This window comes from Microbacterium sp. Root166 (assembly GCF_001427145.1).
GTDB lineage: Bacteria > Actinomycetota > Actinomycetes > Actinomycetales > Microbacteriaceae > Microbacterium.
Window position 1 is genome coordinate 189,868 of the sequence record NZ_LMGL01000004.1, and the last position, 23,675, is coordinate 213,542.

The window sequence follows — 23,675 nt, forward strand, 5'->3', positions numbered from 1 at the left end:
AGTCCACCCGATGACCGATACCGCCACGACCGTCGCCGCCCCCAGCCGGACGCGATCGCTCGACGCCACCGACCTCGCACGGGTCGCGGTGTTCGCGGCGATCATCGCCGTGCTGGGCCTGCCTGGCGGATTCACCGTCTTCGGATCCGTGCCGATCACGGCACAGACTCTCGGTGTCATGCTCGCCGGCGCGATCCTCGGCCCATGGCTCGGTGCGCTCTCGGTCACCGTCGTGCTGACCCTCGTCGCAGTCGGCCTGCCGCTCCTGGCCGGTGGCCGCGGCGGCGTCGCCGTCTTCCTCGGGCCGTCGGCCGGCTACCTCCTGGGCTGGATCGTCGGGGCGATCGTGATCGGCCTCATCGTGCACGCCGGAGGCCGCAGGCCGGTGATCTGGCGCACGTTCGCCGGTGTCGTCACCGGCGGCATCCTCGTCGTCTACGCGATCGGCATCCCGGTGCAGAGCCTGGTGACCCGGCTGCCGCTGGCAGAGACCGCGCTGACGAGCCTCGTGTTCCTGCCCGGCGACCTCGTCAAGGCGGTGCTCGCGACGGCCATCGTCACGACGCTCGTGAAGGCCTATCCACGGGCGTTCCGGCGCGAGTGGGTGCAGCGACCCGCCGCCCGGAACGCGGCCACGCCGACGCCTGTGCCGTGATCACCCCGCTGGACGGCGATCGCCCCGATCTGCTGGAGCACCTCCGCGCGGCACGCGCGGCCGGCGACGTGCCGCTCGTCGGTGACGCGCGCTGGCCCGCGACACAGTGGGAATCGCTGACGGCGCTCGCCGCGACGGCAGAGCTTCCCTCGGATGCCGCGTGGGCGACGCTCACCTCCGGCAGCAGCGGTCGCCCGCGCATCGTGATCCGCAGTGCCGATTCGTGGGCGGCGTCCTTCGGGTCGATCGCCGCGCTCCTGGATGCCGGGCCCGAAGACGTCGTCCTGCTGCCCGCTCCGCCCGCCGCCTCGCTGAGCCTGTTCTCGCTCGCTCACGCGCTGGACGGTGGGCCGCAGCCGGCGCTCGGCCTCTCAGCGGCTGCGTCGGCCACGTGTCTGCACGGCACCCCCGAGGGGTTGCGGGCCGTGCTCGACGCGGGCGCTCCGACGACCCTGCGGACCGCGCTGATCGGAGGCTCGCATCTCGACGCGTCGCTCCGGCGACGGGCGGCGGATGCCGGCATCCGCGTCGCCGCCTACTACGGCGCCGCCGAGCTGTCGTTCGTCGCGGTCGACCATGGCGACGGCTTGGAGCCGTTCCCCGGAGTCGAGCTCGACGTCCGGCAGGGCGAGCTCTGGGTCCGTTCGCCGTACGTGGCCTCCGGGTACGTCGGCGACGGGGGACCGCTGCGCCGCGACGGTGGATGGGCGACCGTGGGCGACAGGGCGGAGCTCACCGGCGGGCGGCTCCGCCTGCTCGGCAGAGCGGATGCCGCCATCCTGAGCGCGTCGGCGACGATCGTTCCCGAGGAGGTCGAAGAGGTGCTGCGCGGCGTTCCCGGCGTGCGCGACGCCGTCGTCTTCGGCGTGCCGCGGGAGCGGGTCGGAGCGCTCGTGGGGGCATTCCTCGAGCTCGAAGGCGATACGCCGGTGACCCTGCGGGAGCGCGTCGAGTCCGATCTGGCGCCCGCCCACCGCCCGAGGCAGTGGTTTGCGGGTCAGCTTCCCCGCACCTCGTCGGGCAAGCCTTCGCGCGCGGAGGCTGCACGACGGGCACTCGCAGGGGAGGTGCGCCGCCTTGTCGTCTGACCAGCATCCCGTCATCGTCGCCGCACGGCGCACTCCGATCGCCACGCGCGGCCGCGCGCTCGCGGCTCTGGGACTGGCCGACCTCGCGGCGCCGACGATCCGCGCCGCGCTCGCGGACGCCGCCGCGGCGACCGGAGCGCCGGTCAGCGTCGCCGATGTGCTCCTCGGCAACTGCATGGGCCCGGGCGGCAACCCGGGTCGTGTCGCGGCGCTCGCCGCAGGGCTCGGCACCGCTGTGCCCGGTGGGACGGTGGATCGCCAGTGCGGCAGCGGCCTGGCCGCCGTGCTCGACGCGGTGACCGCCATCCGCGCCGGCGACGTGCGCATCCGGGTCGCCGGTGGTGTCGAAAGCGCCTCGACCGCGCCGGTGCGCAGCGTCGACGGGGTGCCGTACGACCGAGCGCCATTCACGCCCCCCGGATTCCCCGACCCCGGCATGACCGACGCCGCCGAGCAGCTGGCCGCGCACGACGGCATCTCCCGCGCCCGGCAGGACGCGCACGCCGCCCGCAGCCACGCCCGGGCGCGAGCAGCCGTCGCAGCCGGTCGCTTCGATGCCGAGCTCGTGCCGCTCGCGGGACTGCAGCATGACGACGCCATCGGCGGCGCGGAGCCCCTGCTCGCCCGGCTCCCCGCACTCTTTCCCGGCGGCTCGCTCACCGCGGGCACCTCGACCCGGATCGGCGACGGCGCGGCCGTCGTCGTCGTCGCACCCGGCGGGACAGCGCCGGGACTCGCAGTGCGCGCCTCGGCGTTCGTCGGCTGCGACCCCGCGCTCCCCGGGATCGGCGCAGCGCCGGCCATCCACTCGGCCCTGCGCTCCGCCGGGCTGACGGTGGCGGATGTCGCGGCCTTCGAGATCGTCGAGGCGTTCGCGGCGCAGAGTCTCGGCGTGCTCGACCGGCTCGGCATCGCCGAGGACGATCCGCGCGTGTGCGCCGACGGTGGAGCGCTGGCGCTCGGGCACCCGTGGGGGGCAAGCGGCGCCGTGTCGCTCGTCCGGCTCTTCAGCAGGCTGGTGCGCGCCGGCGCCCCCGCGGGCACGATCGGCGTGGCCGCGGCATCCGTCGGTGGAGGCCTGGGAGTCGCGGCCGTCGTGGAGGTCGTCCGGTGAGCATACGGATGGATGCCGTGCGCGTGCGGCTCGGGGATGCCGACGTGCTGAGCGACGTGTCGCTGTCGCTCGACGCCCGGACCATCGCCGTGGTCGGCGAGAACGGCTCAGGCAAGTCGACGTTCGCCCGCGTGATCGGCGGATTGGTGCCGCGGGCGTCCGGCGACCTGAGCGTCCTGGGCCTCGATCCCCGCACGCAGGCGGCCGAACTTCGGCGGCGTGTCGCGCTCGTCTTCAGCAACCCCGACGCGCAGATCGTGATGCCGACGGTCGCCGAGGACGTGGCGTTCTCGATCCGCGCCGATCGGCTCGGAGCCGCCGAGACCGCGCGGCGCGTGTCGGACGCGCTCGAGCGATTCGGCCTGAGCGCTCTGGCCGACCGCGCGTCGCACGAGCTGTCGGGCGGTCAGAAGCAGCTGCTCGCCCTGTGCGGGGCCTTCGTGCGACGTCCGGAGCTCGTGATCGCGGACGAGCCAACCGCGTACCTCGACGCCCGCAACGCGCGCCTCGTCGCGGACCATCTCTTCCACGACGCCGGACACCGGCTCGTCGTGGTGACGCACGATCTCATGCTGGCCCAGCGGTGCGACGTCGCCGTGCTGTTCGAAGGGGGTCGCCTGGCAGCGGTCGGGGAGCCCGGCGAGATCGTCGCCCGGTACGAGGCGGCGCTGGGGTGCTGACGCTCTACCGTCCCGGCAGCGGCCGGCTGCACCGGCTTCCCGCCGGTCCCAAGATCGTGCTCGTGCTGGTCGCGGTGCTCGCCGTCTCGCTGCTGCCCTCATCGTGGTGGGGCGCCGCCGTCGCCGCCGCCGCGGCGGTCGTGGCCTATGCAGCGGCAGACCTCCGCGACGGGATGCTGGGCATGCGAGAACTGGGCCGTCAGATCTGGGCGGTGCGCTGGGTCGTCGTGCTGATCGTCGCGGGGCAGCTCGTCTTCCTCGGGCCGGAGCCCGCGGTCGCGAACGCCGCACGGATCACCGCCGCGCTGGTCATCGCCGCGCTGCTCGTCCTCACGACGCGCACGACGGACTTGCTCGACGCGGTGGAGCGCGGACTGGGCCCGCTGCGCCGGCTCGGACTCGATCCGCAGCGGGCGGCGCTGCTCCTGGCCGTGACGCTCAACACCGTGCCCGTGCTCGCCCGTCTCGCCCGCGAGGTGCGGGACGCCCAGCGGGCACGAGGAGCCCGCGGCGGGCTGCGCACGTTCGTCGTCCCCTTCCTCGTCATCGCCCTCAAGCACGCTGATCAGCTCGGCGACTCGCTGACGGCCCGGGGCGTGCGATGAGCTCCGATCGCCCGCACGTCCACGGCCCGACCATCGATGGCCAGACGCGCTGCATCCACTACGGCACGGCTCTGGACGTGATCGCGATCGAGTTCGCGTGCTGCCGGCGGTTCTATCCGTGTCACCTGTGCCACGCGGCGGATGCCGGTCACGCGGCGGAGCAGTGGCCCGTCTCACAGAGGGCTGAGCGCGCGATACTGTGCGGTGTATGCGGGCACCGGCTGACCATCGACGAGTACTCGAGCGCCGGCTCCTGCCCGGCGTGCGCCGCGCCGTTCAATCCCGGCTGCACGCTGCACTGGAACCTGTACTTCGACGCGTGATCGCGGCGGCGGCATGACGGCCGTGTCATCGCGCGGTCCGATGGCCCGCCCCGCCGCCGCCGGGGTCGTCACGGGCCTCGTCGGGTTCACCAGCGCGTTCGTGATCGTCCTCGCGGGCCTCGAAGCGGTCGGCGCGACGCCGGCGCAGGCAGCGAGCGGGCTGCTCGCCGTGTGTCTCACGATGGGGATCGCGTGCATCGTCCTGGCGTGGCGGTATCGGATGCCGATCACCGTCGCCTGGTCGACGCCCGGGGCGGCCCTCCTCGCCGCCACCGGCCTGGTCGAGGGCGGCTGGCCCGCCGCGATCGGAGCCTTCCTGGTCGTCGGAGCGCTGATCGTGCTGACCGGGCTGTGGCCGCAGCTCGGCCGCTTCATCGCCCGCATCCCGCCGTCCATCGCTCAGGCGATGCTGGCCGGTGTGCTGCTGCCGCTCTGCCTGGCGCCCATCAGCGGCATCGTCCTGAACCCGTGGGGCGTCGTGCCGGTCGTCCTGACGTGGCTCGTGTTCGTGCGGGTGGCACCTCGCTGGGCGGTGCCGCTGGCGTTCGTCGCGGCCGCGATCGTGGTGGGTGTCACGCTCGTGCGGGACGGGGCATCCGTCGATCCCGCCCTTCTGCTGCCCCGCGTCGAGCTGACGATGCCCACCATCACCCTCGGGGCGATGGTGAGCATCGCGATCCCGCTGTACATCGTCACCATGGCCTCGCAGAACGTGCCGGGCGTGGCGATCATGCGCAGCTTCGGCTACGAGGTCCCGTGGCGTCCAGCCATGGTGGTCACCGGACTCGGCACGATGGTCGGGGCACCGGCCGGCGGCCACGCCATCAACCTCGCCGCCATCAGCGCTGCGCTCGCCGCCGGTCCCGAGGCCGATGAGGACCCGACGCGGCGGTGGATCGCCGGCGTCTCGGCGGGGGTGTCGTACCTCGTACTCGGCGCCGCGTCGGCGGCATTCGCCGCGCTCGTGCTGCTCGCGCCGCCCGGGGTGATCCCCGCGGTGGCCGGACTCGCGCTCTTCGCGGCCTTCGGATCCGCGGTGCACCAGGCGATCGACGACCCGCGCGAGCGGATGCCCGCCGTCGTGACGTTCCTGGTGGCGGCCTCGGGCATCGCGATCCTCGGTGTGAGCGCCGCCTTCTGGGCGCTGATCGCCGGGCTGCTCGTGCGCACGGTGCTGCACGCCGGGCGCCGCTGACCCTCCGTCGGTCGAACGGACGCAACACGCCGTCGCCCGCCGGGCGCTCGCGGAGTGTTGCGTCCGGTCATCCGCCGATCGAGAGCGGATGCCGCGGGCCGGAGTATCACCGAAGACCGCCGGCTCCTCTTGTCCCGTGTGGGAGAAGACTCCCGCGCCCGGGCGCACCGGGCTGGAGCGCCGGCACGCCGGCGACGGGATTGGGGATGCGACATGGCCATCACAACGATCGCGACAGGCATGCACGGTGCCATCGGCAGTCGCCGCGACACCGTCCACGGCGGAGTCGTCTTCGTCGAGTACGACGGGACGGTACGTCGGATCGATCCGCAGACGGGCACGACCGACGTCATCGGCACCGGCTTCACCGAGCTCGAGGACATCGAGATCTCGGCGGACGGCTCGACGTACTTCTTGAGCGAGCGCGGGGGCAGCATCTATGCGGTCGAGGCGGGAGCGCCGTTCGACCTGACGGGAGCCAAGGTGCTGGCTTCGGGGCTCGGCCCGGTGCATCAGCTGGCTGCGGTGGTCGACGGTTCGGCGCTGTACGCGATCGAGTACGCGGCACCGGGCTCGCTTCTGCGCGTGGACCTGTCCGACGCGTCGGTCTCGACGGTGGCCGGCGGATTCCAGCAGGCGACCGGACTCGTCCTCGACGCGTCGCAGACGCGCGCCTTCGTCTCCGAGCAGGGTGCGGGCGGCCGCATCCGCTCTGTTCCTCTCTCCGGCGGAGCACCTGTCGTCGTCGCCTCAGGCCTGCCCGCCCCGTTCTTCCTCAACTGGGGCGATGCCACGAACGAGAAGCTCGTCGTCGCCCAGCGTGACCCCGAGAACGCGCTGTCCGTGATCCATCTGAACACTTCAGGGCCGCTCGTCCAGCAGGTGACCGGCCTGCCCTTCCGGCCCTCGAGCATCGTCGTCGACGACAGCGGAGCAGCTCCGCTGGGCATCGTGGCCGCCGATTCCGAGATCGCCACCATCGACCTGACCGATGCGCTCGCCGCGCCGATCGAGGTGGACATGCCGAAGGAGGCCATGTTCCCGGGCGGCTACCGGCGCGTGCCGTACCGGCTGAGCGCGGGACTCACTTCCGACGACGTGGAGTTCATCGTCGCGGAGGGCCCCGAGGCGGGCATGATCTCGCCCTCGCGCGATGCACTCTGGGACGACGACGCACCGCACGTGATGCTGCTTGCCCGCGCCCGCACCGGCACCTTCACCCTCGTCGCCACGCACATCGCCACCGGCGACACGCTCGCCAAGGTCGAGTTCGAGGTCACCACCGAGTGGGCCGATGCGCACGACGGCCCGCCGCTCGCGTTCGTCGGCGAGTCCGCGCCCTGGGTGACCGGCGGCGCGTGGGGCGGCGGTCCGGCCGGCGTCCAGAACGTCAACGTGATGCCCGCGACCGGCACGCGTCGCATCGGCGTGATCCTCGTCGACACCGCCGACAGCCGGCTGCCCGGGACCGGCACCACGACCACCGACATCCAGGCCGCCTGGGCGAACGAGGTCGTCGCCTCCACGGCGGACCCCGACGGGATCCTGCGCAGCTGCTCGCACTACTTCCAGGAGGTCTCCGACGGCAGGTTCGACGTGTCGCTGACCACCGGGAACGTCGTCGGGCCGGTCAGCCTGCCGGGAGGGTGGACCGACTACTTCGAGTGGAACGACGATCGCTCGTTCTGGGGCACGAAAGGCAACCTCTTCCAGGCCGCGGGAACCGCCGCCCAGTCGATGATCGACTTCGACGACGTCGACACCCTGGTCGTGATCACGTTCTCGCTCACCGCGTCACTGGATCCGGATACGCCTGACCTGTTCGTCTGGCCCATCGCCACCGGTGTGAACCTCTCGTACATCAGCCCGGGCGAGACCACCGTGAAGCAGAAGTCGATCCCCGTCGTCTCGATGCCGACGGACTGGACCGCGGTCGACGGCCGGCGCGTGCACGAGACGCTCTCGCACGAGATCGGGCACAACCTGGGGCTGCCCGACCTGTACATGAACGTCACGGGGTTCGACCCCACGATCGCAGCGCGCGACGTCACGAACTGGGACCTCATGTCCAACGACGGCGATCTTCCCCACCTCTCGCTGGGAGCCAAGCTCATGCTGGGCTGGATGGATCCCGGGCTCGTGCGCGCGTACAACTTCGCGCTCGCCGGCGGAGGGGTGAGCGACACGCTCACGCTCAAGGCCTCGAGCAACGTCGGCTCGGCCGTCGTCGGAACCGACCTCGCCGGGATCGAGGTGCGCCGGGCGGACGGATGGAACTACTACTTCGAGTACCGGCAGGGTCAAGCCGCCGACATCGCCGACCGCCTGCTGCCGCAGGACGGCTCGGTCATCGGGACGGACGTGGTCTCGGGCATCTTCGAGCCGCCGCTGGCCCGCCGGATGATCGTGCAGGTGCCGATGGACGTCGACGGCGACGGGCCCGTCCTGCGCGAGCCCGCCGACTACGAGGAGTCGGACCCGAGCGGACCGGCCGAGTTCAGTCTCGAGGTCCTCAGCCGTTCGGGCGACACTGCGCAGGTGCGCCTCAGCTACGGTGCCGGCGGCAAGCCGGACCCCTCGATCCGGCCCTGGCCGGGCGGCGACAACTGGCAGAGCCCCGACATCCTGGTGCAGAACGCCAAGAGCGATGCCGACTCCGCGTGGCTGAACGTGCCGTGGGCGGGACACACGAACCGGGTGCGCGCGACCATCACGAACGGCGGCGACTTCGTCGCCAACGACGTGCAGGTGAACTTCTTCGTGAAGAACTTCGCGATCTCGGGTGCACCCGAGGTGCCGATCGGCTCGGCGATCATCGACATCCCGGCAGGTGGATCCGTGCCGGCCGAGGTCAACTGGACGCCCCCGGCGGCGTCCACCACGGGCAATGCGCATTTCTGCATCGTCGTGCGCATCCCGCTGTATCAGGACCCGGGCAATCCGGCGATCGTCGAGCTCACCGAGCTGAACAACGTGGCGCAGAGCAACTACAGCCGCTTCATCTCCTCGGATGCCTCGCCCGCCGTCCGCGGGGTCACCGCGGTCGACGTGCACAACCCCTACGACCGCGAGACGCGGTTCTGGGTCGTGCCGTCGCAGACGTCGGAGTTCTTCCGCACCTATGTGGGGCATCAGTGGCTCAAGGTCGGAGCGGGGGAGACCCGCAGCGTGGAGGTCATGTACGAGTCGCTCGTCGGCGACCCCGCGTACGCCTCGACCGCCGGTGAACTTCGGCAGCGCGTCTACAAGGTGCCCAACGTCGTCGCCCTGGTCGGGCTCGCCGAGAACCCGCACGAGAAGCCGCACAACGCCGAAGTCGTCGGCGGAGCCACGATCCAGGTGGTCGCCGCTCGCGGCTCCCGCTTCGACTGGATCAAGGTCGACGGGGCCGACGTCTACGGCCGGGTGGTCGACAAGGGAACCGATCAGCCCGTGCACGGCGGCCGTGTGCTCGTGACCGCGCGCGTGAAGGGCGACAAGGGCAAGGAGCTGTACGCCGCCGGCACGATCGGGTCGAATGGGGAGTTCCACGCCCACTTCCGTCGGCTGCGCAAGCTGCCCAAGCTCCTGCGCGCCGAGAACCTCGGGCGGGACGAGAAGCTCAAGAAGGTCGAGTCGCTCGACCCTCGACTCCTGCGCGAGCGTCCTTCGCGGGACGCCGAGCCGCAGTCCTGGGTCCTCGAGGCCGAGTACCTCGGCACCTACGGACACGGCGACTGCGTGAGCGAGGAGTTCGGCACCACCTTCTGATCGGCAGAGCGGATGCCGCGGCCAGCACGGCCGCGGCATCCACAGATTTCTCTTCGCGGTCGGGAACCTTCTCGGCGATCGCGGACACTTCTAGGTACGAGTGAACCTGACGCCGCCTTGTGGCTGCGCGTGCGAGCGGGCGACGAGGCCGCGCTCGGTGCGCTGTTCGACCGCCACGAGGCGCGGTTGTTCCGTCACGCGCGCCGCTTGCTCACCAGCCGGGAGGACGCGAAGGATGCCGTCACCATCGCCTTCTTCGAGCTCTGGCGCAAGCGGGCCGTCGTCAGGCTCGTCGACGGCTCGCCCCTGCCGTGGCTGCTCAACACGGTGTCGAACTCGGCTCGCAACCTCGAGCGCTCTGGGCGCCGGTACCGCGCCCTGATCGGACGCACGCCGGTCGCCGAGGGCGGGCGGGCCCCCGTGGCGTCGGACGAAAGCGGCGTCCTCGCGGCGCTCAAGCGCTTGCCGGCACGCGAGCAGAGCGTGATCGTGCTGACGGTTCTCGAGGGCTATCCCGAGCGGGCGACGGCGGAAGCCCTCGGCATCCCCATCGGCACGGTGAAATCCCGGCTCGCCCGGGCGAAGGCGAAGCTCCGCGAAGAAATGACGGCGATGGAGGCATCATGGGCCTGAACGACGACCGGCTCTCCGACCGGGAACACAGTGAGATGCGCGACACCGTCCTTGCCGGCACGCAGAGCATCAAGCCGGCGGGCGCCCACCGCGCCCAGCTCATCGCGGCGGCGGTCGCCCTGGTGCTCGTCGGGGGCATCACCGGGGGCGCGATCACGACGGCGGCTCTGCTGGGCAGCGGTCCCGACACCATCGCGTCGACGCCCACGCCGACCGTGACGGCCGAGCCGTCGCCGACTCCCGAGCCCACGCCGGCGCCGACTGTGGAGCCTGAACCGGCGCCTGCTGCCGCATTCGGTGGCGAGTGCGGCAACGTTCTCACCGACGCCGAGGCTTCTGCGGCAACGGGCAAGACAATGGGTCCGCTGGCGGCAGCGTGGTCACCGGGCGCCGACACGCGGATCGGTGGTCTCTCGTGCGGATGGACGACGACGGGCGGCGAGTACATGGGCGCCGAGGTGAGGGTCGAGGCGTACCCGGTCGGGGCCGCCGAGGCAGCGGGGGTCGCGAGCCCGGAGTCGTGCGAAGAGCAGGAGTTCCGAGCAGAGTGCACCTTCGCTGCGACGACCCACAGCCTCTGGCTCAGGGTCAGCGTCAGTCGCTCCGAATTCGAGGGAGCCGCAGTCGATACCGAGGCGATACGTGCCGCAACCCAGAGCGCCCTCGATCTCGTGGTGCAGCGGGCGGGCGAGTACCCCACTCCCCGTGCCGTCGATGTCACGCCCGAGTGGTGGACCCTCGACAGCTGCAGCGCGATCGCCGCGGATCTGGAAGCGGCCGGTGCCATCGCCACCGGCGCCGCTGTGTACGACGCGCTGACCGAGCTTGACGAGTTTTCGAACGGTGTGGTGCCCGTCCGGTTGGGCGTCTCGCGGTGGTGCTCGCTAGAGGGGGGTCAGCATTTCCTTCTCTGGCCGGGCGCTGCCGACGTGTTCGACGAGGTGGCCGCGCTCGATGCCTCGGAGCCGCTCACTGTTCCCGGCGCGCAGGCTGCTCTGCTGGCTCCCAGCCTGGACGCCTACGAAGGCCACTATCCGCTCGTGCTCGTCTCCGACGGAGTCAATCTGCTGGGAGTTTCGCTCGATGACTTCGACGGGGTCCAGCAGTCGCACCTCGACTTCGCGGCAGCCCTCCTGCAGGTGATGTCGGAGCGATGAGCAGTGGGATGCCGCGGCCAGCACGGCCGCGGCATCCCACCGCCCTAGACTTGACCCTCGTGGTCACCCGTCTCTCGCACTACTTCCTCCGCACACTCCGCGAAGACCCGGCTGACGCCGAGGTCACCAGCCATCGACTGCTGGTGCGCGCCAGCTACATCCGGCGCAACGCGCCGGGCATCTTCGCATGGCTGCCGTTGGGTCTGCGGGTCAAGGCCAAGATCGAGAAGGTCATCCGCGACGAGATGACGGCCGCCGGTGCGTACGAAGTGCACTTCCCGGCGCTGCTGCCGCGCGAGCCCTACGAGGCGTCGGGTCGTTGGGAGTCGTACGGCGACGGGATCTTCCGGCTGCAGGACCGCAAGGGTGCTGACTACCTCCTCGCCCCCACCCACGAAGAGATGTTCACGCTCCTGGTGAAGGATCTGTACTCCTCGTACAAGGACCTGCCCCTGTCGATCTACCAGATCCAGGACAAGTACCGCGATGAAGCGCGCCCCCGCGCCGGCCTCCTGCGCGGCCGCGAGTTCACCATGAAGGACGCGTACTCGTTCGATTACACCGACGAGGGGCTGGATGCCTCGTACCAGCGGCAGCGCGACGCCTACGAGCGCATCTTCCAGAAGCTGGGCCTCGAGTATGTGATCGTCCAGGCCGACAACGGGCTCATGGGCGGCGCCCGCTCCGAGGAGTTCCTGCACCCGACGCCGGTGGGGGAGGACACCTTCGTCCGCTCGGCAGGCGGGTACGCGGCGAACGTCGAGGCCTACACGACCGAGGTGCCCGCGGCGATCCCGTCCGACGGCCTCGGCGCTCCGGTGATCTTCGACTCACCGAACACGCCCACGATCCAGACGCTCGTGGACCACTCGAACGCCCACCTGGAGGCCCCGACACCGGGAGTCGCAGGGCCGGGGACGGACGGCGCGACCCAGTGGACGGCGGCGCACACCCTCAAGAACGTCGTGCTGGCGCTCACGCACCTGGACGGCACCCGCGAGCTCATCATCATCGGCCTGCCCGGCGACCGGGATGTCGACGACAAGCGCGTCGAGGTCGCCTTCGCGCCCGCAGCCGTCGAGCCCGCTACCGAGGCCGATTTCGAGCGTCACCCGCTCCTCGTGAAGGGCTACATCGGACCGTGGTCCGAGACCGGCCCGGTGCTCGGCGAGGAATCCGCCACCGGCATCCGCTACTTCCTCGACCCCCGCGTCGTCGACGGCACCGCGTGGGTGACCGGCGCGAACATCGACCAGAAGCACGTGCACACGCTCGTCGCCGGACGCGACTTCACGGGCGACGGGTTCGTGGAGGTGGCCAGCGTCCGCGCCGGCGATCCGGCACCTGACGGCTCCGGCCCCGTCGAGCTCGCGCGCGGCATGGAGATCGGGCACGTCTTCCAGCTCGGCCGCTTCTTCGCCGAGACCCTGGGGCTCAAGGTCCTCGACGAGAACGGCAAGCTCGTCACCGTGACGATGGGCTCTTACGGCATCGGGGTGACCCGCATCCTCGCGATCATCGCCGAGCTGAACAACGACGACAAGGGCCTCATCTGGCCGGCGTCGGTGTCGCCCTTCGACGTGCACGTCGTCGCGACCGGCCGCGAGCCCGTCGTGTTCGAGGTCGCCGAGCAGCTGTCCGCTGCGCTCGAGGGCGCCGGTCTCGACGTCCTGTTCGACGACCGGCCGAAGGTGTCGCCCGGCGTGAAATTCGGCGACGCCGAACTCATCGGCGTGCCGCAGATCGTCATCGTGGGCCGAGCGGCCGCCGATGGGCAGGTCGAACTCTGGGACCGCCGCACGGGTGAGCGCGAGACGGTTACCGTCGACGAGGCCGTGACCCGCCTGCGCGGCTGACGCAACCCCCGTCCGCGTCGCCGCCGGTCCATGCCACGCTGGGAACATGCCTGACGACGCAGCAGTCACCTCCGAGGTCACCTCCGACGTCCGCGCGATCATCGCGGACGCCGGCATCACCGAGAACGTGGACCTGATCGCACGGATCCTCGCGACAGGAGTCGGCCTCGGCCTCGACGACGCGAGCCGCCTCGACCTCAAGATCACCACCGCCGCCCTCAGTGAGATGCGCGCCGCGTTCCAGCATTTCGCGCCCTACGCCGGAGTCCCGAAGGTGACCATCTTCGGCTCCGCGCGCACCCGGCCGGACGATCCGGTGTACCGGGCTGCCGCGGAGGTCGCCGCGGCGCTCGCGGACAGCGGCTGGATGGTGGTCACGGGCGCGGGGCCCGGCATCATGCAGGCCGCTGCCGAGGGCGCCGGGCCCCTGCGATCGCTCGGCGTCTCGATCCGGCTGCCCTTCGAGGAGAAGCCGAACGCGGTGATCGCCGAGAACTCCCGCAACGTGGCGATGAAGTACTTCTTCACGCGCAAGCTCATGCTCGTCAAGGAATCCCACGGCTTCGTCTGCGTGCCGGGCGGGTTCGGCACGCTCGACGAGTTGTTCGAGCTGCTGACGCTGCAGCAGACCGGCAAGGCCGAACCGACGCCCATCGTGCTGCTGGACAAGCCCGGCGGTGACTTCTGGCGTGGCCTGCAGCGGTTCGTCGACGAACAGCTCGTGGGCTCGGGGCTGATCTCGCCCAACGATTTCGACCGCCTCGTCGTCACGGACTCGGTCGAGGCCGCGGCGCACGCGATCACCGACTTCTGGCGCAACTACGACTCGCTGCGGTGGGTCGGCGACCGCCTGGTCCTGCGGCTGAAGGCCCAGCCGACCGAGGCCGAGGTCGATGAGCTGAATGAGCGCTTCGGTCCACTGCTGCTCTCGGGCCGGATCGAGAGCCGGGGACCGCTGCGTCAGGAAGCTGACGACACCGCTCGCGCGCATCTCCCACGCCTGGTCATGCGGCTGAACCAGTTCCAGGTCGGGTCCATCTATCTGCTGATCCGCGCGATCAACGATCTGCCGAGCGCGCCGCAAGGACCTACCCGCGCCTCCTGAGAGGCGGATGAGCGCGTTCTCATCTCCCGGTTGCCGCCCATTCACCTGCGCGTCGCCCCTGCGTCCTCCAGCCGGTCGAAGCTGGCGCGGTCGCATCGCCAGGGAGGGCACATCGTGAGCATCATCGAAAACCACCGCCGGTCGCTTCCGCTTGCGGAGCACGCACGGGGCAAACGCCTCGGAGTGACCTGTCGGCTGAAGTGCGCGGACGCGTGCACGAACCCCGAGTGCAACACCTCGCAGAACCCCACGTTCCAGGAGGTCGCGCAGGCGGCCCTCTCGCGTCGCGCGCTGCTCGGCATGGGTGCCGCAGGGGCCGTCGCGATCGCGCTCGCCGCAGCGGGCGGCCGGGCACCGGTCTCGAGCGCCTCCGCCGCGGGACTCGGCGGTGCCGGCTCGGCCTTCGCCCGCCCGGGCACGGCCGGCCTCGCCTTCAGCCCCATCGCCCCCGTGGCCGCCAGCCTGGACGAGTTCACGGTGCCGTCGGGCTACACGTGGCAGCCGATCATCCGGTGGGGCGACCCGCTCTTCGCCGGCGCCCCGCTCTTCGACATCAACGCGCAGAGCCCTGGCGCGCAGGCTCTGCAGTTCGGCTACAACTGCGACTACCTCGACATCCTCGCCGACCCGAGCGGCAAGACCGGCGTCCTGGTCACGAACCACGAGTACGTGAACCCCAACATCATGTTCGAGCCCACCTCGGACCCCGCCGAGCTGCAGCGCCGCGGCGACGTCTACAAGGCCGCGCAGGGGATGTCGGTCGTCGAGATCACGCGCAAGCGCACCGGCACGCCCTGGTCGTACGTCGTCGGCGGCCGCCGCAACCGCCGCATCACCGTGGAGACGGTGTTCGAGCTCACGGGCCCCGCCGCGGGCACCGACCTGGTCAAGACGGCTGCCGACCCCGAGGGGCGCTGGGTGCACGGCACACTCGGCAACTGCGCGGGCGGCACGACGCCGTGGGGCACGATCCTCTCGGGCGAGGAGAACTTCAACGGCTACTTCGCCTGGGCCGCCGACACCCCGGCGCAGAAGCGCTACCAGTCCACCCGGTCGACCTCCACCTCGACGGGCTGGGAGACGTACGACCCCCGTTTCAACGCGCACGACCCCGCCTATGTGAACGAGCCGAACCGCTTCGGGTACATCGTCGAGATCGACCCGGACGACCCCACCTCCACGCCCCGCAAGCACACCGCGATGGGCCGATTCAAGCACGAGGGCGCGAACGTCATCGTGGCGGAGGACGGCCGGGTCGTGGCGTACATGGGCGACGACGAGCGCAACGACTACCTGTACAAGTTCGTGTCGAAGAACAAGATCTCCGGCTCGCGGAAGAAGAACCTGCAGCTGCTCTCAGAGGGCGACCTCTTCGTCGCCGTCTTCTCGGGCAACTCGCCGCGCAGTGAGATCGACGGCACCGGCGCGCTGCCGGCGGACGAGCTGTTCGACGGGACCGGCCGATGGATCCCGCTCACCCGCAACGGGCAGAGCGCCGTGCCCGGTTTCACGGTCGAGGAAGTGCTCGTGCACACCCGGCTCGCGGCCGACGCGGTGGGCGCCACGAAGATGGACCGGCCGGAGGATGTCGAGCCCAACCCGACGACCGGCAAGGTGTACCTCGCACTGACCAACAATACGGCGCGGTCTGCCGCGAACGTAGACGAGGCGAACCCGATCACCGGCAACCGGTACGGACACGTCATCGAGATGACCGAGATCGAAGGACAGGCCGGCACCACGTTCGGCTGGAGCATCCTCCTCCTGTGCGGCGATCCGGCGGTCTTCGCCAACTCGTACTTCGCGGGATTCCCCAAAGAGCTCGTCTCGCCGATCTCGTGCCCCGACAACGTGGCGTTCGACTCGGCCGGCAACCTGTGGATCTCGACGGACGGAGCGCCCAGCACCATCGGCTACAACGACGGGCTCTTCCTCGTTCCCCTCACCGGCCCGGAGCGCGGCCATGTGCAGCAGTTCCTGTCGGTGCCGCGCGAGGCGGAGACGTGCGGCCCGGTCATCCACGACCGTGAGGGTCTCGTCTTCGTCGCGGTGCAGCATCCCGGTGAGGGCGGCACCGTCGCCGCGCCCACGTCGCGGTTCCCCGACTTCGGATCGACGGCTCCCGGCGACCTCGCGAACGGCCCGCGGCCGTCGATCGTGCAGGTCTACCGGGCTTGATCCCAGCGTGCGGCGCCGCGCATGGCGGCCTGTGTCAGCAGCTCACGCGTCCGTGACGCATGGTGTCGTCGGGGGTGTCCTTGGTCACCAGGGCCCTGAGCATGCCGGCGGCGGTGACGATCTTGCCGTGCCGGGGCTCCCAGAACTCGCACTCGACGGGCGTGACCCGCAGGAGGACGATGCCGGGCGTCTCCAGGCCGTTCTCGAACCAGATGTCGAGATCGGGCGTGTAGAGGTCCTTCATCTTCGCGTGGTCATGCACCACCCGGGCACGGCCCGCGACCGAGACGTACCGGTGTCCCTTCGCGTCGATGTAGGCGAGGCCCACGTCGTGCTCCGGGTCGGCCTCTGCCTCGTCCACCTTCTTGGTGTCCTCGAGGGTGAAGAACCAGATGTCGCCCGTGTCGTCCATCTCGCGGGTGCTCATGGGACGGCTCACCAGGTTGCCCTCGGCATCCCGAGTGGTCAGCATCGTGAAGTCGATGTCCTCGACGAGCTCCTTCAGCCGCTCGATGGCCGCGGTGCCGGTCAGGTCGTCTGCGTCTGTCTTCGTCATGCTTCCACGCTCGCAGTCGTCGCGTTGCGTCGTCAGGGGATTGACACCCCGGATGCCGCGACCTAGCCCTGCATGTGGGCCAGACGTGCCCGGAAGACGGTGAAGACGCCGTAGGCGATGAACCCGGCTCCGACGATTGCGGCCAGCAGCGGCCCGAGCGCGAGGTCGAGGATCGCCTGCACCGCGCCGTCGAGGCCTCCGGCCGTCCGCGGCTCGGTGCGCACGGCGGCGATCACGAGGAGCACGCCGACGATGAGCAGCGCGACGCCCTTGGCGACGAAGCCGATGACCCCCATCACGGTGATCGTCCGGCCCCGTCTGCCCTCGGGGATCCGCAGGCGCTTGCGGAAGCTCCGCAGCAGGCCCATCACGACGAAGGCGATCCCGCCGATGACGAAGCCGACGCCCACCAGCGCGAGCACGATCGAGCCGCCCCACAGGTACAGCAGCCCGCGGCTGGCGAGTTCGGCCGCCTTCTCGCCGTCCGGGCGTGCCCCGAGTGCGACGTAAGCCGCGAGCACCCCGAGACCCACGAACACGAGGGCCTGGCCCCACTCGGCCGCGCGACGGCCCCACTTGCGGGCGGCTCCCTTGGCGTCGCCCGACAGGTCCCGCGCGAGGATGCCTTCCGCCGCATGCCAGAGTCCGAGCGCGCACAGCGCGACCGCCATGAGCCACAGCAGGATCACACCGAGCGGCGCGGCCGCCAGCGCTTTGAACGCGCCGGCCTGGTCGCCCTCGCCGTCGCCCCCGAACGTGATGACCAGGACGATCACGCCGAGGAGGAGATGGACGATGCCGTTGGCGACGTAGCCGGCGCGCGCGAACAGCTCGAACACCGTGCTGGACTCGGCCTCGCGGGCGGCGGCCTTCGCTGCGGGAGCCGACATGCGAACGAGCCTAGTTCGCGCTCACGGCGGGCTGGGAGGGGTTGCGCCGGTGACGCCTGTCGTGCGAACGGGCACCTCCCAGCATCGCCGGGTGCGGCATCCGGTAACGTAAGAGGGTTCCGGCGGCTGGATGCGTCGGTGAGAGCTGAATACGGAGGCCCAGAGTGGACATCGATCTCGGATTGCTGCGGACAGTCGAGCGTGAGAAGGAGATTCCCTTCGACGAACTCGTCCGGATCATCGAACAGGCGATCCTGACGGCCTACGCCAAGCACACGTCGCCCACCGGCGAGCTGCCCCAGGGCGCCCGCGCGGTGCTCGACCGCAAGACCGGTCACGTCGCCGTCTTCATCCCGCTGCTCGATGACGAGGGGATCGTCATCGGCGAGGAGGAGAGCACTCCCGAGGACTTCGGCCGCATCGCCGCGTTCGCCGCCAAGCAGGTCATCAGCCAGCGTCTGCGCGACATCGCCGACGACGCCGTGCTGGGCGAGTTCAAGGGCAAGGAAGGCGACATCGTCGCCGGCGTCGTCCAGCAGGGCCCCAACCCCCGTATGGTCCACGTCGACCTCGGCTCGATCGAGGCGATCCTTCCGCCGGAGGAGCAGGTCGCGGGCGAGGAGTACACGCACGGGTCGCGTCTGCGCGTCTACGTCACGGCCGTGTCGAAGGGCGCGAAGGGCCCCCAGATCACCGTCTCGCGCACCCACCCGGGACTCGTCCGCAAGCTGTTCGCGCTCGAAGTGCCCGAGATCGCCGCAGGTCTGGTCGAGATCGTGTCGCTGGCGCGCGAAGCCGGGCACCGCAGCAAGATCGCGGTCAAGGCCAACGATCCCTCGATCAACGCGAAGGGTGCGTGCATCGGCGAGCTCGGTCGCCGCGTCCGCGCGGTCACCGAGGAGCTCAGCGGCGAGAAGATCGACATCGTCGACTACGACCCCGAGCTCGCGAAGTTCGTCGCGAACGCGCTGTCGCCCGCAAAGGTGACCTCGAGCTTCATCCTGGATGCTTCGAGCAAGGCGGTGCGCGCGCTCGTGCCCGACTACCAGCTCTCGCTCGCCATCGGCAAAGAGGGCCAGAACGCGCGTCTGGCTGCCAAGCTGACCGGCGCGAAGATCGACATCCAGCCGGACTCGATCCTCGAAGACGCCTGACCCGCAGGCGTCGCCGCACGAGGTCTCCGCGACTGCGGAGCCCCGCGTGGCGGGGCCTGAGCCCCGAGGTGTAGAATGGAACCTGTACGAACGTGCGTCGGATGCCGCACGCGTGCTCCCCGGTCCGCCCTTCTGAGGGTGGTCGCCATCGATTCCGTGCTCGTCCCCGACGAGCGCGCGGTGATGCCGGGACGAGGCGCGTGGGTGCATGAGACGAACGAATGCGTGGATGCCGCGATCCGGCGCCGCGCGTTCGTGCGGGCATTGCGTGTGGCAGCCCCGCTTGACACGCAGACCATCGAGAAACGGCTGAATGGCTATGGAAACAAAGTGAACGGCTCGAAATGAGACCCGTCCGCGAGTAACGGTCTGCCCTGCCTGGGTGGACCCCAGACAGGAGAATTGTGGCAAACGCCAAACCACGCGTCCACGAGATCGCGTCCGAATTGGGCGTCGACAGCAAGGTAGCCCTTGCGAAGCTCAAGGAGCTCGGCGAGTTCGTCAAGAGCCCGTCATCCACCATCGAGCCCCCGGTGGCTCGCAAGCTCCGTGCCGCCCTCGAGGCGGACGGCAGCGCAAAGCCGGCCGGTGACGCCAAGCCGGCCGCTCCGGCACGTCCCGCCGGTCGCCCCGGTCCGGCACGCCCGGCCGCACCCGCGGCTCCCGCCGCTCCGGCACCGGCCGCTCCCGCGGCTCCGGAAGCCAAGACGCCGGCTCCCGCACCCGCCCCGGCCCCCGCGCCCGCCGCAGCTGAGGCGCCCGCGGCTCCCGCCGAGGCCGCCGCTCCGGCACCGTCCGAGGCTCCGGCCGACGGCGCGCCGAAGCCCGGTGGCCCGACCCCCGGCGGCCCGCGCCCCGGTGGCGCGCGCCCCGGCAACAACCCGTTCGCCTCCACGCAGGGCATGGGTCAGCGTCCCGCAGGGCCGCGCCCCGGCAACAACCCCTTCGCGTCGGCGCAGGGCATGGGTCAGCGCCCGAGCCCGACCCCCGGCAACATCCCGCGTCCCCAGGCTCCGCGCCCCGGCGCCCCGCGTCCCGGCGCTCCGCGTCCGGGTGGCGCGGGCCGTCCGGGTGGTGCCGGTCGTCCCGGCGCTCCCTTCCAGCAGCGTCCCGGCGGCCCCGGTCGTCCCGGCGGTGCCGGCGGCGGCTTCCAGCGCCCCGGCGGCGGTGCGCCCGGTGCGGGCGCTCCCGGCGGCTTCGCCGGTCGTCCCGGCGGTGGCGGCGGTCGTGGCCGCGGCCCCGGCGGCGGTACCGCTGGTGCCTTCGGCAAGGGCGGCGGCAAGTCGAAGCAGCGCAAGTCGCGTCGTGCCAAGCGGCAGGAATTCGAGATGCGGTCGGCGCCGGTCGTCGGCGGCGTCAACGTCTCCCGCGGCAACGGCGAGATCATCCGCATGCGCCGCGGCGCATCGATCGCCGACTTCGCCGACAAGATCGAGGCCATCACCGGCTACACGGTCCAGCCCGGCACCCTCGTCACGATCCTCTTCAACCTCGGCGAGATGGCCACGGCCACCGAGTCGCTGGACGAGGCGACGTTCGAGGTGCTCGGCGCCGAGCTCGGCTACAAGATCCAGATGGTCTCGCCCGAGGACGAGGACAAGGAGCTCCTCGAGGGCTTCGGTCTCGACCTCGATGCCGAGCTGGAGGCCGAGAGCGAAGACGACCTCGAGATCCGTCCGCCGGTCGTGACCGTCATGGGTCACGTCGACCACGGTAAGACCCGACTGCTCGACGCCATCCGCCAGACCAACGTGGTCGCAGGCGAGGCCGGCGGCATCACGCAGCACATCGGCGCCTACCAGGTGTGGACCGAGCACGACGAGATCGAGCGCGCCATCACCTTCATCGACACCCCGGGTCACGAGGCGTTCACCGCCATGCGCGCCCGTGGTGCGCAGGTCACCGACCTCGCGATCCTCGTGGTCGCGGCCGACGACGGCATCATGCCCCAGACGGTGGAGGCGCTCAACCACGCCCAGGCGGCGAACGTGCCGATCGTGGTCGCGGTGAACAAGGTCGACAAGCCCGACGCCAACCCGGCCAAGGTGCGCCAGCAGCTGACCGAGTACGGCCTCGTCGCAGAGGAGTACGGCGGCGACGTGCTGTTCGTCGACGTCTCGGCTCGTCAGGGCACCGGCATCCAGGAGCTGCTCGACGCCGTCCTGCTGACGGCCGATGCGGGTCTGGACCTCACGGCCAACCCGAACAAGGCGGCTCGTGGTGTCGCGATCGAGGCGAAGCTCGACAAGGGTCGCGGTGCCGTTGCGACGGTCCTCATCCAGTCGGGAACGCTGCGCGTCGGCGACGCGATCGTGGCCGGCACGGCTTATGGCCGCGTGCGTGCCATGGCGGACGAGGACGGCAACGCCGTGCTTGAGGCCTACCCGTCGCGTCCGGTCCAGGTTCAGGGTCTGAACTCGGTGCCGCGCGCCGGCGACACGTTCATCGTGACCGAGGAGGACCGCACGGCCCGCCAGATCGCCGAGAAGCGTGAAGCAGCCGAGCGCAACGCCCAGCTGGCCAAGGCCCGCAAGCGCATCTCGCTCGAGGACTTCACCCGCGCGCTCGAAGAGGGCAAGGTCGAGTCGCTCAACCTCATCATCAAGGGTGACGTGTCGGGTGCCGTCGAGGCGCTCGAGGAGTCGCTCCTCAAGATCGAGGTCGACGACTCGGTGCAGCTGCGGATCATCCACCGCGGCGTCGGTGCCATCACCGAGTCCGATGTGAACCTGGCGACGATCGACAACGCGATCATCATCGGCTTCAACGTCCGACCCGACACGAAGGCGCGCGAGCGCGCTTCGCGCGAGGGCGTCGACACCCGCTTCTACTCGGTCATCTACAACGCGATCGACGACGTGGAGCAGTCGCTCAAGGGCCTGCTCAAGCCCGAGTACGAAGAGGTCCAGTCCGGTGTGGCCGAGATCCGCGAGGTGTTCCGCTCCTCGAAGTTCGGCAACATCGCCGGTGTCATCGTCCGCAGCGGAACGATCACGCGCAACGCCAAGGCGCGCGTCATCCGCGACGGCGTCGTGCTCGCCGATGGCCTGGCCATCGAGTCGCTGCGCCGCTTCAAGGACGACGTCACCGAGGTGCGTACGGACTACGAAGCCGGTATCGGCCTGGGCAAGTACAACGACATCCAGATCGGCGACGAGATCGAGACCACTGAGCTGGTCGAGAAGCCTCGCGGCTGATCGCACAAACGGTGAGGGGCGCGACGGTGCTGCATGGCAGCGTGCGCCCCTCACCTGTCGAAAGGAACGGACATGGCCGGCGAACGCCAGGCACGACTGAGTGACCGCATCCGCGTGATCCTCGCCGAAAGGCTCGAGAAGGGCCTTCGCGACCCGCGGCTCGGGTTCGTCACGATCACCGATGTGCGTGTGACCGGAGACCTCCAGCACGCCTCGGTGTTCTACACCGTGCTGGGCACGCCGGAGGAGCGCGAGGCGTCGGGGGCCGCGCTGCGGTCGGCGACCGGGCTGCTGCGCTCCGAGGTGGGCAAGCACCTCAACACCCGTCTCACCCCGTCGCTCGAGTTCATCGCGGACGCGATCCCCGAGAACGCGGGCCACATCGCCGATCTGCTGCGCGAGGCGCGCGAGCGCGACGAGGCAGTGGCCGGACTGGCGTCGTCCGCGACGTACGCCGGTGATGCCGACCCGTACGTCAAGCCGCGCGAGTTCGACGTGGACGACGAGGACGACGACGACGAGGACGATGAGGCGGACGAGTCCGTCGAGGCTCCTGTCTCGGAGGACAAGGCGTAGTCCCGAGCATTCAGCGATGAAGGGTCGATCCACTCGGATCGGCCCTTCATCGCGTTACGGGACGGTCAGTGCGGCAGGCGCAGCATTCCGCCGGATGCCTCGGCCAGCCCGTCCGCGATGAGCGAGTCGATCGCACGGTCACGCTGGTGGAGGTCCGGCCAGTCGGGCACGACGTCGATCAGCGGGACGGCGTGGGACGCGGCATCCCGCAGCACCGCCAGCACCGCACCGCGCGCCTGCCGGTCGCTTCCCTCGTAGCGCGCCTGCCGGCGGCGCAGATCGCCGGTGTCGGGGTAGCCGGCCGTACGCCAGGCGCAGAGGTGCGCCACCGGACACACGCCGCATTTCGGCGCGCGAGCGGTGCAGACCGTGGCGCCGAGCTCCATGGCCGCCGCGTTGACGATCGCCGCCTCGGGGTCCGCCGACGGCAGGATCGCGTCCATCGCAGACAGATCGCGCCGGGACGGCGCGCCGGGCTGCGAGCGACCGTCGACGGCGCGGGCGAGCACCCGCCGCGTGTTCGTGTCGACGACGGGATGCCGGTCGCCATAGGCGAAGACCGCCACCGCCCGGGCGGTGTAGTCGCCGATGCCGCTCAGCGCCAGGAGCGCGTCGACGTCCCGCGGGACCACCCCGTCATGCCGGTCGCGGATCTCCACCGCCGCGCGGTGCAGCCACAGCGCCCGTCGGGGGTATCCGAGGTTCGCCCACTGCCGGACCGCTTCGGCCGGGACGTCGGCCGCCAGCGATGTCGGCGTCGGCCAGCGCGCCAGCCAGGCCTCCAGGTGGGGGATGACGCGGCTCACCGGCGTCTGCTGCAGCATGAACTCGCTCACGAGCGTGCCCCAGGCGCCGAATCCCGGGCGGCGCCAGGGCAGGTCGCGGGCGTTCTCGCGGTACCACTCGATGAGTGGCGCGGCAAGCTCGGGCATGCGTTTCAGCCTACGTGCGGGGGAGCGCCAC

The 23,675-nt window shown here is 70.8% G+C and carries 20 protein-coding genes; 17 read left to right on the forward strand and 3 right to left on the reverse strand.

Annotation, left to right across the window (positions count from 1 at the left end; all coding sequences use genetic code 11):
- Positions 1-10: 10 nt before the first annotated feature.
- The 13 genes from ASD56_RS15190 to ASD56_RS15250 all read left to right on the forward strand — a co-directional run bounded on the left by ASD56_RS15190 (position 11) and on the right by ASD56_RS15250 (position 16,339).
- The gene (locus tag ASD56_RS15190; protein WP_055967761.1) at positions 11-655 is read left to right on the forward strand and encodes a biotin transporter BioY; all 645 of its coding nucleotides are present in this window, start codon (positions 11-13) and stop codon (positions 653-655) included.
- The gene (locus ASD56_RS15195; protein WP_055968179.1) at positions 652-1,743 is read left to right on the forward strand and encodes an ANL family adenylate-forming protein; all 1,092 of its coding nucleotides are present in this window, start codon (positions 652-654) and stop codon (positions 1,741-1,743) included. The genes ASD56_RS15190 and ASD56_RS15195 overlap by 4 nt, the downstream gene beginning before the upstream one ends.
- Entirely contained in the window at positions 1,733-2,857 is a 1,125-nt protein-coding gene (locus tag ASD56_RS15200; RefSeq protein WP_055967766.1) for a thiolase family protein, read from the forward strand. The genes ASD56_RS15195 and ASD56_RS15200 overlap by 11 nt, the downstream gene beginning before the upstream one ends.
- 8 nt (positions 2,858-2,865) lie before the next feature.
- On the forward strand, positions 2,866-3,537 hold the full coding sequence (locus tag ASD56_RS15205) for an energy-coupling factor ABC transporter ATP-binding protein (protein WP_055967769.1): 672 nt from the start codon (positions 2,866-2,868) through the stop codon (positions 3,535-3,537).
- Positions 3,531-4,142, forward strand: a complete 612-nt coding sequence (locus ASD56_RS15210) for an energy-coupling factor transporter transmembrane component T (protein ID WP_055967772.1) — start codon at positions 3,531-3,533, stop codon at positions 4,140-4,142. Before ASD56_RS15205 ends, ASD56_RS15210 begins: the two co-directional genes overlap by 7 nt.
- Entirely contained in the window at positions 4,139-4,465 is a 327-nt protein-coding gene (locus ASD56_RS15215; RefSeq protein ID WP_055967777.1) for a CHY zinc finger protein, read from the forward strand. The genes ASD56_RS15210 and ASD56_RS15215 overlap by 4 nt, the downstream gene beginning before the upstream one ends.
- 13 nt (positions 4,466-4,478) lie before the next feature.
- Positions 4,479-5,660, forward strand: a complete 1,182-nt coding sequence (locus ASD56_RS15220) for a benzoate/H(+) symporter BenE family transporter (protein WP_055967779.1) — start codon at positions 4,479-4,481, stop codon at positions 5,658-5,660.
- 213 nt (positions 5,661-5,873) lie between these two features.
- Entirely contained in the window at positions 5,874-9,410 is a 3,537-nt protein-coding gene (locus tag ASD56_RS15225) for a hypothetical protein (protein ID WP_055967781.1), read from the forward strand.
- A gap of 129 nt (positions 9,411-9,539) precedes the next feature.
- Positions 9,540-10,043, forward strand: coding sequence for an RNA polymerase sigma factor (locus tag ASD56_RS15230; protein WP_162249522.1), 504 nt, complete (start codon positions 9,540-9,542; stop codon positions 10,041-10,043).
- Positions 10,034-11,200, forward strand: coding sequence for a hypothetical protein (locus ASD56_RS15235; protein WP_055967787.1), 1,167 nt, complete (start codon positions 10,034-10,036; stop codon positions 11,198-11,200). Before ASD56_RS15230 ends, ASD56_RS15235 begins: the two co-directional genes overlap by 10 nt.
- A gap of 59 nt (positions 11,201-11,259) precedes the next feature.
- Positions 11,260-13,056 (forward strand): proline--tRNA ligase, encoded by a 1,797-nt coding sequence (locus tag ASD56_RS15240; RefSeq protein WP_055967790.1) that lies wholly within the window; start codon positions 11,260-11,262, stop codon positions 13,054-13,056.
- A 46-nt stretch (positions 13,057-13,102) separates the two neighbouring features.
- Positions 13,103-14,161 (forward strand): TIGR00730 family Rossman fold protein, encoded by a 1,059-nt coding sequence (locus tag ASD56_RS15245; protein ID WP_055967793.1) that lies wholly within the window; start codon positions 13,103-13,105, stop codon positions 14,159-14,161.
- Positions 14,162-14,275: 114 nt separating this feature from the next.
- On the forward strand, positions 14,276-16,339 hold the full coding sequence (locus tag ASD56_RS15250) for a PhoX family protein (RefSeq protein ID WP_157536143.1): 2,064 nt from the start codon (positions 14,276-14,278) through the stop codon (positions 16,337-16,339).
- A gap of 34 nt (positions 16,340-16,373) precedes the next feature.
- Here the strand turns inward: ASD56_RS15250 and ASD56_RS15255 are convergent, their stop codons facing one another.
- Positions 16,374-16,895, reverse strand: a complete 522-nt coding sequence (locus ASD56_RS15255; RefSeq protein WP_055967796.1) for a pyridoxamine 5'-phosphate oxidase family protein — start codon at positions 16,893-16,895, stop codon at positions 16,374-16,376.
- Between the two features lie 62 nt (positions 16,896-16,957).
- Complete coding sequence (locus tag ASD56_RS15260; protein WP_055967798.1) at positions 16,958-17,785, reverse strand: DUF1206 domain-containing protein; 828 nt, start codon at positions 17,783-17,785, stop codon at positions 16,958-16,960.
- Positions 17,786-17,949: 164 nt separating this feature from the next.
- On the opposite strand from ASD56_RS15260, the gene nusA reads away from it, so the two are divergent.
- The 4 genes from nusA (at position 17,950) to rbfA (ending at position 22,712) form a co-directional block, all read left to right on the forward strand.
- On the forward strand, positions 17,950-18,939 hold the full coding sequence (gene nusA, locus ASD56_RS15265) for a transcription termination factor NusA (RefSeq protein ID WP_055967801.1): 990 nt from the start codon (positions 17,950-17,952) through the stop codon (positions 18,937-18,939).
- A 75-nt stretch (positions 18,940-19,014) separates the two neighbouring features.
- The gene (locus ASD56_RS15270) at positions 19,015-19,287 is read left to right on the forward strand and encodes a YlxR family protein (protein WP_055967804.1); all 273 of its coding nucleotides are present in this window, start codon (positions 19,015-19,017) and stop codon (positions 19,285-19,287) included.
- 56 nt (positions 19,288-19,343) lie between these two features.
- Positions 19,344-22,136 (forward strand): translation initiation factor IF-2, encoded by a 2,793-nt coding sequence (gene infB, locus ASD56_RS15275; protein WP_055967805.1) that lies wholly within the window; start codon positions 19,344-19,346, stop codon positions 22,134-22,136.
- 72 nt (positions 22,137-22,208) lie between these two features.
- The gene (gene rbfA / locus ASD56_RS15280) at positions 22,209-22,712 is read left to right on the forward strand and encodes a 30S ribosome-binding factor RbfA (RefSeq protein WP_055967808.1); all 504 of its coding nucleotides are present in this window, start codon (positions 22,209-22,211) and stop codon (positions 22,710-22,712) included.
- Positions 22,713-22,777: 65 nt separating this feature from the next.
- Here rbfA and ASD56_RS15285 read toward each other — a convergent pair whose 3' ends face one another.
- On the reverse strand, positions 22,778-23,644 hold the full coding sequence (locus ASD56_RS15285) for an A/G-specific adenine glycosylase (protein ID WP_055967811.1): 867 nt from the start codon (positions 23,642-23,644) through the stop codon (positions 22,778-22,780).
- Positions 23,645-23,675: the final 31 nt, after the last annotated feature.